Origin of the sequence: Streptomyces sp. 11x1, assembly GCF_032598905.1 — a bacterium.
In the GTDB taxonomy this organism is placed as follows: Bacteria; Actinomycetota; Actinomycetes; order Streptomycetales; family Streptomycetaceae; genus Streptomyces.
This window is the reverse complement of record NZ_CP122458.1, coordinates 9,933,192-9,948,207: the sequence shown is the minus strand read 5'-3', so window position 1 is coordinate 9,948,207 and position 15,016 is coordinate 9,933,192. Positions and strand designations below refer to the sequence as shown.

Here is a 15,016-nt window from a genome sequence, read left to right as displayed (position 1 = left end):
CCCTTGCCGTGGTGCCCGCCCCGCCCGCGACAGAGCCGGGGTCTCCGGCGGACGGCGGGCACGGCGAAGGCGCCGCGCTCCGGATCCGGCCTCGTCGCCGCTCCGGCACCGCACGGCGCCCTGAGTTACGTGGATACGGCAGAGGTAGCACCCCTGGCCCCCATGGCTCAACTGAGCCTCTCGGGGCTGAGCCATTGGTACAGCCCGGGAGGTTCTCGGTCGGCAGTCGGTGGGCCAACGGATCACTCGCGTCGAGCCGTGGACCTGCGGGTGCGGTGGTCGGGGCGAGGCGCGGTTCACTGGGCCATCGGTACAGTTCTCAGGATCACCGCACGACGCAGGGAGGCCGGTGGGCCATGGCCGTGGACGAACTCGACACCCGCATCCTGCGGCTGCTGCTGGAGCAGCCGCGCACCAGCGTGCGGGAGTACGCCCGCGTCCTCGGCATCGCCCGGGGCACGCTCCAGGCCCGTCTCGACCGGCTGGAACGGGACGGTGTGATCACCGGCACGGGTCCCTCGCTCTCCCCCGCCGCGCTCGGCCACCCGGTGCTGGCCTTCGTGCACATCGAGGTCACCCAGGGGCATCTGGACGACGTGGGTGACGCGCTGGCGGCCGTACCGGAGATCATCGAGGCGTTCTCGATCACGGGCGGCGGCGATCTCCTGACCAGGGTCGTGGCGCGGGACAACGCGCATCTGGAGGACGTCATCCAGGCGTTGATCAGTCTGCCGGGCGTGGTGCGCACCCGTACGGAGGTGGCACTGCGGGAGCGGGTGCCGTACCGGCTGTCGCCGTTGGTGGAGTCGATCGGCTCGGCGGTGGCCCGGTCGGCCCGCAACTGATCGATGACATCATGGCGTTCACGAGCACTACTCGTGGCACTTCGGTCTCGCCGTGGGCCCGGCGACCATCGCGGCGAGCATGCGGGACGCTCTCGCGCTCGGCGTGGAGTCGTTCGTGGTCCCCGGCCTCGGTATCGAACCCGGAGCCGACGGCCCGGCCGCCGTACGGGAGTCGCACCGGAACGCCGAGGACTTCGCAGCCGCGGTCCTCGGCCCCGACTGCATGGGCTCCGCCGGCCCGGATGCGCCTCGGCCTGGCTCGGGACCATCCCGGACCCGGTAACCGCGCACCCCCAGCGGATGGTCCTCGTCAGAGTTGGGTGAGGGCCAGGTCGAGCATGTCGGCGAAGTAGTCGGCCGCGGTGGTGTCGATGCACAGCGGTGGCTTGATCTTGAGGATGTTGAGGTGGTCCCCGGTGGGCTGGACGATCACGCCGAGGTCGAGCATGCGGTCGCAGAGTTCGGCGGTCTCCTCCGTGGCGGGTTCCAGGCCGACGCGGTCCCGGACGAGTTCGAGGCCGAGGTAGAGGCCCGAGCCGTGGACGGCGCCGATGATGCCGTGACGGTCGGCCAGTGCCTCGAGCCGGCTCTTCAGATGGCCGCCGACACGCGCCGCGTTGCCCTGGAGGTCCTCGTCGCGCAGGGTGTCCAGAACGGTGAGGCCCACGATGCTGGAGACGGGACTGCCGCCCGTGGAGGAGAAGAAGTAGCCCTGGTCGCGATAGCGGTCCGCGACCGCCCTGGACGTGATGACGGCGCCGAGGGGGTGTCCGTTGCCCATGGCCTTGGCGACACAGACGATGTCGGGGACGGCCTGCTGCTGCTCGAAGCCCCAGAACCAGTGTCCCAGGCGGCCGTATCCGACCTGCACCTCGTCGGCGACGGCCAAGCCGCCGTGACGGCGTACCGCCGCGTACACCTGGGCGAGATAACCCTCGGGAAGGGCGACTCCTCCGGCGTTGCCGTAGAAGGTCTCGCCGATGAACGCTCCCGCCGGGCGGCCGGCGGCGGCCAGTTCGTCGATCACCGCGACGGCCTCGGGCGCGTAGCGCGCGGCATCCGGTCCGCGGTGGCGGCCGCGGTAGGAGTTGGGCGAGTCCACGGTGTGCACCCAGCTCGGGCGGGTGGCCAGGGCGTTCGGGTTGTCCTGGAGCGAGGTGGAGACCGCGTCGGAGGCGTACGTCCAGCCGTGGTACGCCTCGTGCAGTGCGACGACGTCGGGCCTTCCGGAGGCCCCGATGGCCAGGCGAAGGCCCAGATCCACCGCCTCCGAACCGGAGTTGACGAGGAACACCGTGTCCAGAGGATCGGGGAGGAGGGCGGCGAGGCGCTCGCTGAACTCCACCACGGAGGCGTAGTGGAAGCGCGAGTTGGTGTTGAGCCGCCGCAACTGCCGGGAGACCGCCCGCTCGACGCGGGGGTGGGCGTGGCCGAGCGGGGTGACGTTGTTGACGATGTCGAGGTAGGACCGGCCGTCGGCGGACAGCAGATGGTGGCGCCAACCACGTTCGATACGCGGGGGGTCGGCGTAGTAGTGCTCCTGCACGGAAGCGAACGCGGCGTCACGCCGGTCGAGCAGGTCCCTCTCGCGCGTACGGTCGGATTCGGCGGCGAGGCCGAGGAGTGGAGCGGGGTCGGCGGTGAGCGCGAGCCAGCCGGCTGCGTACTCGGGACGGACCAGGCACGGTGCGGCGGGGCCGTCGGTGTCGCGCAGCGCGATGTGGAGGGAGGCACCGGAGCAGAGGTGGGTGATGTCCTCGCCCGCCCGCACCGTCGCACCGGTGGTGACCACGGGCTGGATCTCGCGGGAGAAGGACAGCGACAGCGCCTGCGCACCGTAGGTGAGTTCCACGTGACCCGGCGCCGCGGCGAGGACCTTCCCCGCGGCGGGCGCCTGGAGCACGGCGTCCCGGCCGAGCCAGAGGTCGATCCCGGTGGGCACCGTGGCGGGGGACTCCGCCGACAGCGCCGGTGTCCCGGTGAGTCGCGCATGGGCGTACCGGGTGGCGACGGCGGCCGCTCCGTCCGCGAGCGCGGACGTCACCAGCCGGGCCTCGGTGGCGGGGTCGGTCCAGGCTCCGTGGTCCATGGCATCGGCATCGGCGGACAGGTCGAGGAGGGTGATGTCGTCGGCGGCGAGGTCCCGCAGGAGAGGGTGCGCCGGGACGTCGGCCTGCGCGGTCCGGGCAGGCACGTCGGCCATGCCGGTCGCCTCCCGGATGAGGTGGCTCATCACCGGCAGGGGCATCCGGGTGGCCTGCTCGAATATGCGCCACTCGTGGTCGAGCGCGTCCGTGGCGTAGGAGTTGTCCTCGTCGACGGCGGCCTGGTGCCACCCGCTGGCCACCAGGACGGCGGCGCGCAGGACCACGAGCGGCCACACCGCCTCGGCCTCCTCGGGGGAAAGCGGCCGAACGGCGTGGAAGGCGCGGACGGCCGGCAGCACGTGGTGAGGCTCGATGCCGTCGTGGTGGAGCATCGAGGACAGTGACACGGCGAGTTCGCCGACCGCCCAGCTCGTGGTCACGTCGCCGAAGTCGATGACCCCGTCCGGCACGGTCGGACGGCTGTCGGGGCAGCGGATCAGATTGTCGTCGGTGAGGTCCAGGTGCACGGCCTGCGACGGCAGCGTGGCGGCGAGCTTGTGGACGTGGGCCCAGGCCTCGGCGGTCGCGGTCTGCACGGCGGCGCGCCGGTCGGGTTCGCCGATGTGCCGGGCGAGCTTGGCGACGACGCGATCGGCGTGCTGCGGATCCCACTGGAGCACGCGGTCCAGGCCCGGGTGCCGGAAGTCGCGCAGGGCCGTGCTGACCTTTCCGACGATCGTGCCCATGCCCGCCACGGTGCCGGGTGAGAGGTGCCGCGGTCCCGAGAGCGTGCCGCCGGGCAGGTGACGCAGCAGGCGCGCGACGGCCGGACCGTTCTCGGTGTCCACCGTCGTGCGCAGCGGGGAGCCGTCGGGGCGGCGCAGGACGGTGGCGACGCGCAGTTCCGGGCGGGCCGAGGCGATCAGGTCGGCTGCCGCGTCCTGGGCGTCGATCTCCACCGTGGAGAAGGCGGGGTTGGCGATCTTCAGGATCGTCGCGGGCGTCCCGTCGTCGGCGTGCAGCAGGAAGTTGGCGTCCTGCTGGCTGCCCAGCGCCTGCGCGCGAGCGGTGATGCCGAGGTGTTCGGCGGCGATGAGCTCGGCCTCGGCCGGCGTCATGCGGGGTGCGGGAAGGGCGCCCTCGGCGAAGAAGTCGATCGTGCGGTACTCGTCGGGCAGCATGCGGGTTCCTCGGCTGGTGTGAGCGAACAGGGCGCGGACGCTCGGACAGGTGGTGTTCCACCAGGCGGTGCATCCGATCAAGGCGCCGGAATCCGGAGGTCGGGGACAGAGGTTCCGTCAGGGCGAGTGTTCGACTCGCCCGAGCGGGAGGTCTCCTGGGGTGCCGTCCCTGCGGAGACCGTCGGCGGCCTCGTACCGAAACCCGTGACGCTCGATCGCGCGCCACGACCGGGACACGGCCCTCGGACGCCTCGGTCGACACTCTCAGTCGACGTGCCACAGGAAGCGGTGGGTGTGAATCGCGAAGTAGGGGAAGTTCGCCACGGATGCGACACCCTCGACGGGCTGCACGACGTCGTTGATGAAGTCCAGAAGATCCCGGGGCTGAGGGCACACCACCTCCGCGAACAGGTCGAAGCCGCCGGCTGTCAGGACCGTGTACACGACTTCGTCGTGCTGGGACAGTTCATCGGCGACCGCCCGGGGATCGCCGTCGATGCGCAGGCCCAGGAGTGCCATCGCCTGCCGGCCCATGGTCATCGGGTCGGTCACTCCGACGACCTGGACCGCCTTGGTGTCGATCAGCCGCTGCAGCCGGAGCCTGGCGGCCGAGGGTGACAACCCCACCTTGGGCCCCAGGTCGGCGTAGGGGATCCGGCCGTCGACCTGCAACTCCCGCAGGATGGCCCGGTCGATGTCGTCCATGCGACGCCTCTCTCCTACGTAAACGGCAGGCATTGCGCTTGCTTCAAGCACAATGCCGGACTGAGACGCTCGATTCAAGTGCTGCGACGATAGAATCGAGCGAATCGTGGAGACGGGTTCCCGTGAGCGCTACAGGGTGGATCCGCGGTGTCGCGTACAACCTGCGCGTACGACCTGGCCGTTGGCTCAGGAGGACGCGAGGAGGCTGTCGTCCAGGAACTCCCTTACGTGGCGGATGACTTGCGCCCGGTCCGTGCCCCGCAGCCCGATCGCCACCTGGATGGAGAACCCGTCGAGCAGCGCCCGCAGCCGGGCGCCGAAACGGTCCGGGTCGACCCGTCGGAACTCGCCCCTCGACACGCCCTCCGCCAGCAGTGCCACCAGGTCGCGGTGCCAGACGCCCTCGATCGCGGCCTGCCGGTCGCGGGCCGCGTCGTCGGCGTTCTGCGAGCGGTTCCAGACCTCCAGCCACAGCGTCCAGTACGGGTCCCGGTGGCCGTCGGGCACGTACAGGTCGACGTACTCGTCAAGCCGCTCACGTGCGGAGGTGGTGCGGGTCAGCAGCCGGACGCGTTCGGCACCGAGCCGGCCCTCGCTCCATTCCAGGGTCTGGAGCAGCAGTTCGTCCTTGGAGTGGAAGTAGTAGAGGAGATGGCCGCTGCTCATCCCGACCTCACGGCCGAGCGCCGCCATGGTGAGCTTCTCCAGACCGCGCTCGGCGATCATGTCCATGGCGGCGGCGAGCACGTCCTCGCGGGGCGGGGCGGGGGTGCGGCGGCGGGTGTTCACTCGGCGTCCTCCGCCCGCACGGCGCCGGGGACGAGCCGGGTCTCGTAGCCGCTCGTGCAGTCGGCGGCGACGATCGCGACCTCGGCCCCGCACGCGCAGACGTGGTTGCACCCGGCCTGGCCGTCCGGCCCGCAGCAGCCGATGAGGCGGTGCGGGTCGGGATGCGGGGCGAGGTCCACGACGTCGTCCGGGTGCATGACGTAGGTTCCGCGCGGCCCGGCGGAAACCAGGAAACCCCGCTCGTCGGACTTCCACATGCCGCCGGGCACGATCCCGTCGTACTCCTCGTCGGGACCGACCGGCTCGAACGGCGCCCCGAACGGGAGCGGGTCGACGACGTACGTCCCGCGCGGAACGCTCGGCGGGCCGTGCCGTCGGCCGTCCGGGCCCGGAAGGCCGTCCCACCCGGGGTACTCGGGCATCTCGTCGAGCTGCCGGACCGGCTCGCTCAGCCGTGTTCCGCAGGTGGCGCAGAGCAGTACGTTCACCGGTACGTTCTACCTGACCACGGCCCTCGGCTGCTGCTGGGTTATGCAGTGGATGCCGCCGCCGCCCGCGAAGACCGGCCGCGCGTCCACCAGTGTCACCGTCCGCTGCGGGAACAGTCGGCGGAAGATATCGGCAGCGATCTCGTCCCGGGGGTCGTCGAAGCCGCACAGGACGACGCCGTCGTTGCAGAGATAGTGGTTGATGTAGGAGTAGTCGGCCCAGTGGCCGTCTGCCTCCAGGACGGTCGGGGCGGGCACCTCGACGACCTCCAGGCGGCGGCCCCGCGCGTCGGTCTGCGCCCTCAACAGGCCGACGACCTCATGCGTCACCTCGTGGTCGGGGTGGGCCGGGTCCGGCTGCACATGGGCCACGACCACACCGGGGCGGGCGAACGCGGCGACGATGTCCACATGGCCGAGGGTGCCGTAGCCGTACGGGGGGTAGTCCGCGGTGAGGCCGCGCGGCAGCCAGATCGCCTTGCGGGTACCGAGGTGGGCGTGGATCTCGGCCTCCACCTGCTCGCGGGTCCAGTGCGGGTTGCGTTCCGGCCCGAGCTGGACCGTCTCCGTCAGCAGGACCGTGCCCTCGCCGTCGACGTGGATGGCACCGCCTTCGTTGACGAGCTCCGAGGTGTACGTCTTCGCCGAGCCCGCGAGGTCGGAGACGTACACGGCGATCTTCGCGTCGTGCTCCCAGCGCGCCCAGTCCTGGGCGCCCCAGCCGTTGAACGTCCAGTCGACGGCGGCGAGTTCACCGGCGTCGTTGGTGAGGAACGTGGGCCCGATGTCGCGCATCCAGGCGTCGTCGAGGTCCCGCTCGACCGTGTCGACGCCGGGCCCGAGCAGAGCGCGCGCCCCTGCCGACTGTCCGGGGCCGCACACCACCGTCACCGGCTCGAAGCGGCGCACCGCGCGGGCGACCGAGGCCCAGGCGGTGCGCGCGGCGGCGAGGTCCTCGGGGTCGTCGAAGGTCGGGTTCGGGCCCGGCCACGCCATCCAGGTGCGCTCGTGCGGGGCCCACTCGGCGGGCATGCGGAAGCCGTCGGCGGCAGCAGACATGAGTGATCCTCACAGGCTGTGACATTCAAAGGAAATACAGGCGGTTGAGGGAGACGGACTCGGCCGGTTCGGAGCGCAGCGGCTCTCCGTCGAGCGTGACCAGCCCCGTGCGCTGGTCCACGTCGACCGCTCCGGTACGGGAGTTGAGGCGCAGGTCGGCCGGCCCGATGCCGCGCGTGCCCCGTACGGCGACCCTGCGGCGCCGGGTCGGCATCGCGTCGCCTCCCTGGTCGAGTGCCGCCTGGGCGACGAAGGCGACCGAGAGGTCGGCGGGCGTGGCGCCGTGGGCCCCGAACTGCGGGCCGAGGACGAGGGGTTCGCAGGCGTCGGTGGCCGCGCCCGGGTCACCGACCACGCCGTACGCCGGGAAACCGGCCTTGAGCACGAGCTGGGGCTTGGCGCCGAAGTACGCCGGCCGCCACAGCACGATGTCGGCGAGCTTGCCGACCTCGATCGACCCCACCTCGTGGGCGAGGCCGTGCGCGATGGCCGGGTTGATCGTCAGCTTGGCCAGGTAGCGCAGGACGCGCTCGTTGTCGTGGTCGTCGGGTGCGCCGAACTCGGCCTTCATCTTCCCGGCCATCGCGAACGTACGGCGGACGGTCTCGCCGGCCCGCCCCATCCCCTGCGCGTCCGACGACGTGATGCCGATCGCGCCCAGGTCGTGCAGCACGTCCTCGGCGCCCATGGTCCCGGCGCGGATGCGGTCGCGGGCCATGGCGGCGTCGCCGGGCAGGTCCGGCTTGAGGCCGTGGGCGGAGACGATCATGTCGTAGTGCTCGGCTACGGCGTCCCGGCCGAAGGGGAGGGTGGGGTTGGTGGAGGAGCCGATGACGTTCGGGACGCCGGCCATCTTCAGCACGTTCGGGACGTGTCCGCCGCCGCAGCCCTCGATGTGGAAGGCGTGGACGGTCCGGCCCTCCAGTACGCGCAGGGTGTCCTCGACCGAGAGGCATTCGTTCAATCCGTCGCTGTGCAGGGCCACTTGCACGTCGTGTTCCTCGGCGACACGCAAGGCGGTGTCCAGGGCGCGCGTGTGGGCGCCCATGTCCTCGTGCACCTTGAAGCCGGACGCGCCGCCCTCGGCGAGCGCCTCCACCAAGGGCGCCGAGGAGGACGACGAACCGCGCCCGAGGAAGCCGATGTTGACCGGCCAGGCGTCGAAGGCGTTGAACGCGTGCCGCAGCGCCCACGGCGAGTTGACCCCGACGCCCCACACGGGCCCGAACTCCTGCCCGATGATCGTGGTGACGCCGGATGCGAGCGAGGCTTCCATGATCCGCGGCGACAGCAGGTGGACGTGGGTGTCGACGGCTCCGGCGGTCGCGATGAGCCCCTCGCCGGACACGATCGAGGTCCCGGTGCCCACGACGACGTCGACCCCGTCGAGGGTGTCGGGGTTCCCGGCCCGCCCGACCGAGCAGATGCGGCCTTCCCTGATGCCGATGGAGACCTTGCGGATGCCCAGCACCGCGTCGATCACGACGACGTTGCTGATGACCACGTCACAGGTGTCCCGGACGGCCGCCGCCTTGAGGTGCAGTCCGTCCCGGGCGGTCTTGCCGAACCCGGCGAGGAACTCGTCACCGTAGCGCTGCGAGTCGGACCCGACGCGGATCGTCAGGCCGGAGTCGCCCAGCCGGATCCGGTCGCCCGCGCGCGGGCCGTGGGTGGCGGCGTACTCGTACGGGCTGAGGCGGCGGGCCTCGGCGGGGTGGCCTCCCGGGCGGCTCATCGCCGGACCTCCTGATCAGGTGTCTCCGGTACGCCGAGGTATCCGCAGGCGGCGGCGCGGCGCAGGGCCTCCTCGCGGGCGCCGGGCGCGTCCAGTGCCCCGTCGACCAGACCGGCGAACCCGATGGCGATCCGGTCGCCGCCGATGGGCACCAGCCCGACCTGGAGGCTCTCCCCCGGCCCGAACCGCACGGACGACCCGGCGGGTACGGCGAGCCGCATCCCGTAGGCCCTCTCCCGTGCGAAGTCGAGCCGGGGGTTGGCCTCGAAGAAGTGGAAGTGGGAGGTGACGGAGACCGGCACGGCGGCAGTGTTGGTGACCGTCAGCCCGACGGTCGCCTCGGGCTCCGTGTGCTCGGGACCCGGCAGCAGCGCGCCCGGAGCCCGCCCGCCGAGACCCCCGTCGATCGGGTCGCTCACGACAGCGAGCCGCGAACCGTCGTCGAAGACCGCCTCGACCTGCACCTCGGTCACGAGGTCCGCGACACCCGGCAACACGTCGTCCGGGCCGAGCAGGGATCTGGCGCGCTCGACGGCCTCCGCGAGCCGGGCACCGTCGCGGGCGGCCTCACAGACGGTGTCCGCTATCAGCGCGGTGGCCTCCGGCACGTTGAGCCGCAAGCCCCGGGCGCGGCGGGCGCGGGCCAGCTCAGCGGCTCCGAAGAGCAGCAGCCGGTCACGCTCCGTGGGAGTCAGTCTCATGCCGCGGGCACCTCCTCGTTCCGCCCCGATTAGAGCAACACTCTAAGCATGGAATGCCTGAGGGTGAAGTGTCGGTGCAGCCAAAGCGATCCCCGCATTGCACGTCGCTCTAATCTTCGGAACGCCTCAGGTGAGTGAGGCCGAGGATCCGGCTGACCGGCGAGGTCCACGCCCACGGCGCCACACGGCCCGCCGACCGGCATGGGCCGGTCGGCGGGCCGGAAGCCGCATCGCGTCCGGACGATTCACGCCATGGCCGGCTCGTCGTCGAGGCGGAACCTCGGGTCGCCCGGGACGGACGCGAGGAGTTGAGCGGTGTACGGATGCTTCGGCTCGGCGAAGGTGGCCCCGGTCGGGCCGAGCTCGACGAGGTCCCCGTGCAGCAGGACCGCGACCGTGTCGCTCACATGCCGGACGACGGCCAGGTCGTGCGAGATGAACAGCATCGTCAGCGAGAGCCGGCGGCGCAGATCGGCGAGCAGGTTGAGGATCTCGGCCTGGGTCGTCAGGTCGAGGGCCGAGGTGATCTCGTCGGCGATGACGAACCGGGGACGCGGTGCGAGGGCCCGTGCGATCGCCAGCCGCTGCCGTTGGCCGCCGGAGAACTCGTGCGGGTATCGGTCCATGGCGTCCGGGTCGAGGCTCACCTGGCCGAGCAGCTCGGCGATCCGGGTACGGACCGGTTTGACCCTGGCCCGGATCGGATCGAGTGCCTCGGCGAGCGACTGCGCGACGGTGCGTCGCGGGTCGAACGAGGAGTACGGGTCCTGCGGGATCATCTGGACCGTCGCGGCTCCCGCCCGTCCGCGCGAGGTGCGCAGCGGGGCGCCGTCCACGAGGATCCGGCCGCTCGACGGCCTGTGGACGCCGACGAGTGTCCGCGCGAGCGTCGTCTTGCCCGACCCGGACTCGCCGACGAGCGCGAGAGTGCTGCCCCGGGGGATGTCGAACGAGACTCCCTTGAGCACCCTGCGGGCCGCGACGCCGTGGCCGAGCTCGACGGTGACATCCTCGACGCGCAGCAGCGGATCGGCCGTTCGCGGGTCCGGTGCGGTGGCGGTGGCGGACATCAGCGGCTCCCTTCCGCGGCCGGGGGGCGGTCCGCGGCTTTGTCGAAAAGATCGTCCGACGGTGCCCCGCTCGGCTGCGCCGCGTGCGCGTCGGCCGTCCACCGGACCGCGCTGAGAGTTTCGCCGGCCTCGACCGCGGCGGGCGTCGCCGCGAGCAACGCGCGAGTGTACGGGTGGGTGGCCCTCCCCCGGCGCAGGTCGCTGCCGGTCGTCCGGTCGACGACCCGGCCGCCGTGGAGCACCAGGACGGTGTCACAGAGCACGCCGACCACGCCGATGTCGTGCGAGATGAACAGCATCGCCGTACCGTGCTCGCGGTTGATGCGCCGGAACTGCCGCATCACCTCCGCCTGGACGGTGACGTCGAGGGCCGTCGTCGGTTCGTCGGCGATGAGCAGCCGCGGGTTCGTCGTCATCGCGGAGGCGATCGAGGCGCGCTGGAGCATGCCGCCGCTCAGCTCGTGCGGGTGCTGGCGCAGCCGTCGGTCCGGCTCGGTGACGTGGATGTCGGCCAGGGCGCGGACCATGTCCCGCGCGGCCTGACGCCGGGGCGTCCGCAGATGCACCCTGGCCACCTCGGTGAGCTGGGTACCGAGCCTCAGCGCGGGGTTGAACGTGCCGATCGGGTCCTGGTAGACGATGCCGATCTCGGTCGCGAGGCGTCGCTGCGGCGGTGTGCCGAGCAGGTCGAGGTCGCCGAGGGCAAGGCGCGACGCGTTCGCCCGCACGCCCTCGGGGAGCAGACCCGCGACCGCCATGGCGATGGTGGACTTGCCCGAGCCCGACTCCCCGACGAGGCCGACGATCTGGCCGGCCCCGATGGTGAACGACACGTCGTCGACGAGTGTCCGGTCGCCGGCCCGCACGGTCAGCCCTGCGACGGTCAGCAGGCCGTCCGGCTCCGCGCCGGCCGCTGCCACCGCACCGCCCGACGCCTGGATCGCCTGCGTCGCGCCGTCCTGTGCCGGGGCGGTCCGTCCCGCCACGTCCGCCGTCTTCGCCGGTGCAGGCGCCGTGCCGCGGGTTCGCGGGTCGACGAGTGAGGCCACGCCGTCTCCGAGGAGCATGGCGCCCACACCGGTGACGATGAGCATGATCGACGGAGCGAGGACGAGCGACGGCTGGGCGAAGATCGACGGCAGCGCCTCATTGAGCAGCCGTCCCCAGTCGTACTGCGGGCTCTGAACACCGAGGCCGACGAACGACAGACTGCTGATGTCGAGCAGGGACAGGGTGAAGCTCGAACTGAGGAGCACCAGCAGCGGCCCGCTGATGTTCGGCAGGACATGCCGACCCAGGATGCGCAGGCCGGGGACGCCGAGCAGGCGCGCGGTGAGCACGTAGTCCTTGTCCGCGACGGTCGCGGCGAGATTCGCCGTGAGCCGTGCGAACCCGGGGACGCCGGCGACGGCGATCGCGACGATCGCGGACACCGTGCCCGGACCGAGCACCGCCGCTATGACGAGGGCGAGCACGAGCGAGGGGAAGGCCACCGCCGAGTCGATGAGCCGCAGACAGGTCTCGCGCAGCCATCCGGGGGCCAGGTGGACCAGCGCGCCGATCGCGACGCCGACCACGAACGAGGCGGCGGTGGCGACGGCGGCCATGAGCAGGGTGAGCCGGGTCGCGACGAGCGCCCGGGCGAGGACGTCACGGCCGAAGGCGTCGGTGCCGAGGAGATGCTCGGCACCGGGCCCGAGCCGGGTGTCGTCCGTGAGGGTCTCGGCGGAACCGCTCAGCAGCGGCGGGGCCAGGAGAGCCACGACGAGAAGCAGTCCGAGGATCACGGCGCCGGACAGAAGCGACGGGTTGCGGCGCCAGCGGCGTACGGTCGCGTCAGTGGCCACGACGACCTCCCTCGAGAGTGCGGGGGTCGACGATCCCGAGGACGACGTCCACGAGGAGGTTGACGAGGAGGGCGAGCATGCCGACGACGAGGATGATGCCCTGGATCACCGGGTAGTCCTTGTTGATGATCGCCTGGACGACCTCGGTGCCGAGCCCCGGGTAGGTGAAGACGTTCTCGAGGATGATCGTCCCGCCGAGCAGGGACGTGAGGACGAGACCGCTCAGGGTGAGGACACTCGTCACGAGGTTGGGCAGCGCGTGGCGGAGGTGGAGACGCACGGATCCCAGGCGGTGGCCGCGGGCGGTCCTCATGTAGTCCTGGGCGAGCACCGAGGCCGTCTCCTGCCGGACGACCCGGGCGATGGCGAAGGCCGGGCCGATGCAGAGCGCGGCAATGGGCAGGACGAGCGCGCTCGGTGTCGTGGCGCCGCCGGACGGCAGCAGCCCGAGGCTGATCGAGAACAGGACGATGAGGAGGGTCGCGACGACGTAGACCGGCGCCGACGCGAGGAGCCCGGCGACCGTGCCGAAGCCGACGCCGAGCCGGCGGCGGCGTCCGTCCCGGGTGAGGACACCGACGGTCATGCCCAGCGGGACGGCGATGACCAGGGAGAGCAGCACGGCGGGGATGACGAGCTGGACGGTGTACGGCAACCGGGTCGCGACGATGTCCGCGACCGGGGTGTCGAACCGGAACGAGGTGCCGAGCCGTCCGGACGCGATGTCGCCGAGGTAGTGGACGAACCTCGTCGCCATCGGCTCGTCGAGGCCCAGTCGTTCGCGTATCGACGCGAGCGTGGCCGGGGAGGAGTTGGTGCCGGCGATCGCGCGGGCCGGGTCCCCGGGCAGCAGGGGCACGATGAGGAACGTCACGAGGACGAGCAGCAGCATGGACATCAGCAGGCCGCCCGCCCGGCGGACGGCGAACCCGGCCCAGCCACCGCCCAGCCGCAGCCGGGGAACGCGCCGGACGGGTGCGGCCGGCAGCGGCCCGGTCGGGACCGCGGTTTCGGCACTCACAGCGCCCCCGCGAGTGCCGCGTCGTCCGGGTGCCGCTCGTACCAGCGGAACCGCGGTTCTAGCTGGGCGGACAGGCGCAGCAGCGTCGCCTCGTCGTAGGGCGCGCCGATGAGTTGCGCGCCGACCGGCAGTCCGTCCGGGGTCGTGTGGACGGGCAGCGAGATGGCGGGCAGCCCGGCGATATTGACGAACGCGGTGAACGAGACCATCCGGGTCTCGGTGGCCCGCGGGCCGTCCGGGTCGGAGTTCGCCTCGTCGTACACGGGGCCGACCGGCGGCGCCACGACCGCCGTGGTCGGGGTGAGGAGAACGTCGAAGTCCCTGCCCCACTGGGCGAGCACCTCGCGTGACTCGGCCTGCAGGCGTGCCGCCGTACGGGCGTAGTCGCCGGCGGTGACCTCCAGGGCGGTTTCCCGGCGGCGCCGGATGTAGGGGTCCACGGCGTCGGGGTCGTCGACATCGATGGCGTAGGTGGAGGCGCTGATGATCGTCCAGGTGAAGCCCATGATCGCCTCGTACGAGAACATCTTGGGGCGGGCCTCGACGACGTCGTGCCCGAGGTCGCGCAGTGCCTGCGCGGCCGTCAGCGCCGCCTTGCGGCACTCCGCGTCGACCGGCAGCCCGGTCGGCGCGTCGAGGAGCAGGCCGATCCGCAGCCGTCCGGGATCGGCGCCGACCTCCTCGATGTACGGGCGCGCCGGTTCGGGCGCGCTGTACCAGGAGAGCCGGTCGGCGCGGCCCATGACGTCGAGCATGATGGCCGTGTCGCGCACCGTGCGGGTGATCGCGCCTTCGGTCGTCGAGTGTTCCCAGGCCCGGACGAACGCGGGCACGCGTCCCCGGCTCGGCTTGAGGCCCACGAGGCCGGTGACGGACGCCGGGACCCGGATCGATCCGCCGCCGTCGCCGGCATGCGCCACCGGGGCGAGCCCGGCCGCGACGGCCGCCGACGCGCCGCCGCTCGACCCGCCGGAGGTGTGGGCCAGGTTCCAGGGGTTGCGCGTCTTGCCGTGCCGGGCGTTCTCGGAGACGGTCAGAGCGCCGAACTCCGGCGAGTTCGTCCGGCCGAGGGGGATCGCCCCGGCGTCGAGGAGGAGCTGGACATCGGGGTCCGTGAGCGTCTGCGGAGTGTCGCGGATCGCCAGCGAGGACATCGTGTTGGGTTGTCCCGCGACGGAGCTGAGGTCCTTGATGGGGACGGGGACGCCGTGCAGCGGGCCGAGCGGCTCGCCGCGCAGCACCGCCCGCTCGGCCCGGACGGCCGCCGCGCGCACGGCGTCGGCGTCGAGCCAGACGACGGCGTTGACGGCGGGATTGATCCGCTCGATGCGGTCGAGGTAGGTCTCGGCCACCTCCACCGGGCTGACCTCTTTCGTGCGCACGAGGTCGGCGATCTGCTGGGCGGTGCTGAATGGGTCGATCACCAGGGGACTCCTGTCGGAAAGATGCGAGGGTCTCGGTGCGGGGCGCCGGAACAGCGCGGGGATT

General features: G+C 72.0%; 13 protein-coding genes. 2 read left to right on the top strand and 11 right to left on the bottom strand.

The window, feature by feature from the left end; translation table 11 throughout:
- Window positions 1-356 precede the first annotated feature (356 nt).
- Window positions 357-845, top strand: coding sequence for an Lrp/AsnC family transcriptional regulator (locus P8T65_RS43760; RefSeq protein WP_316730992.1), 489 nt, complete (start codon window positions 357-359; stop codon window positions 843-845).
- Between the two features lie 79 nt (window positions 846-924).
- A complete protein-coding gene (locus P8T65_RS43755; RefSeq protein WP_316730991.1) occupies window positions 925-1,128 on the top strand; it encodes a hypothetical protein in 204 nt (67 codons plus the stop codon).
- A 27-nt stretch (window positions 1,129-1,155) separates the two neighbouring features.
- Here P8T65_RS43755 and P8T65_RS43750 read toward each other — a convergent pair whose 3' ends face one another.
- The 11 genes from P8T65_RS43750 to P8T65_RS43700 all read right to left on the bottom strand — a co-directional run bounded on the left by P8T65_RS43750 (window position 1,156) and on the right by P8T65_RS43700 (window position 14,952).
- Complete coding sequence (locus P8T65_RS43750) at window positions 1,156-4,113, bottom strand: aminotransferase (protein ID WP_316730990.1); 2,958 nt, start codon at window positions 4,111-4,113, stop codon at window positions 1,156-1,158.
- Between the two features lie 264 nt (window positions 4,114-4,377).
- Window positions 4,378-4,818, bottom strand: coding sequence for an Lrp/AsnC family transcriptional regulator (locus P8T65_RS43745; RefSeq protein ID WP_316730989.1), 441 nt, complete (start codon window positions 4,816-4,818; stop codon window positions 4,378-4,380).
- A 186-nt stretch (window positions 4,819-5,004) separates the two neighbouring features.
- Window positions 5,005-5,550, bottom strand: a complete 546-nt coding sequence (locus P8T65_RS43740) for a TetR/AcrR family transcriptional regulator (RefSeq protein WP_316731918.1) — start codon at window positions 5,548-5,550, stop codon at window positions 5,005-5,007.
- Window positions 5,551-5,603: 53 nt separating this feature from the next.
- Window positions 5,604-6,095 carry a hypothetical protein gene (locus P8T65_RS43735; protein WP_316730988.1) on the bottom strand — a complete coding sequence of 164 codons (492 nt, stop codon included), beginning with the start codon at window positions 6,093-6,095 and terminating at the stop codon, window positions 5,604-5,606.
- A 9-nt stretch (window positions 6,096-6,104) separates the two neighbouring features.
- A complete protein-coding gene (locus P8T65_RS43730; protein WP_316730987.1) occupies window positions 6,105-7,154 on the bottom strand; it encodes an agmatine deiminase family protein in 1,050 nt (349 codons plus the stop codon).
- Window positions 7,155-7,179: 25 nt separating this feature from the next.
- Window positions 7,180-8,889 (bottom strand): urease subunit alpha, encoded by a 1,710-nt coding sequence (locus P8T65_RS43725; RefSeq protein WP_316730986.1) that lies wholly within the window; start codon window positions 8,887-8,889, stop codon window positions 7,180-7,182.
- The gene (gene ureA, locus P8T65_RS43720) at window positions 8,886-9,590 is read right to left on the bottom strand and encodes an urease subunit gamma (RefSeq protein WP_316730985.1); all 705 of its coding nucleotides are present in this window, start codon (window positions 9,588-9,590) and stop codon (window positions 8,886-8,888) included. Before ureA ends, P8T65_RS43725 begins: the two co-directional genes overlap by 4 nt.
- Window positions 9,591-9,835: 245 nt before the next feature.
- The gene (locus P8T65_RS43715) at window positions 9,836-10,660 is read right to left on the bottom strand and encodes an ABC transporter ATP-binding protein (RefSeq protein WP_316730984.1); all 825 of its coding nucleotides are present in this window, start codon (window positions 10,658-10,660) and stop codon (window positions 9,836-9,838) included.
- Window positions 10,660-12,507: a dipeptide/oligopeptide/nickel ABC transporter permease/ATP-binding protein gene (locus P8T65_RS43710; protein WP_316730983.1), complete on the bottom strand. Its 1,848-nt coding sequence runs from the start codon at window positions 12,505-12,507 to the stop codon at window positions 10,660-10,662. The genes P8T65_RS43715 and P8T65_RS43710 overlap by 1 nt, the downstream gene beginning before the upstream one ends.
- Entirely contained in the window at window positions 12,497-13,528 is a 1,032-nt protein-coding gene (locus P8T65_RS43705; RefSeq protein ID WP_316730982.1) for an ABC transporter permease, read from the bottom strand. Before P8T65_RS43705 ends, P8T65_RS43710 begins: the two co-directional genes overlap by 11 nt.
- Window positions 13,525-14,952 (bottom strand): amidase, encoded by a 1,428-nt coding sequence (locus P8T65_RS43700; protein ID WP_316730981.1) that lies wholly within the window; start codon window positions 14,950-14,952, stop codon window positions 13,525-13,527. The genes P8T65_RS43705 and P8T65_RS43700 overlap by 4 nt, the downstream gene beginning before the upstream one ends.
- Between the last annotated feature and the right edge of the window lie 64 nt (window positions 14,953-15,016).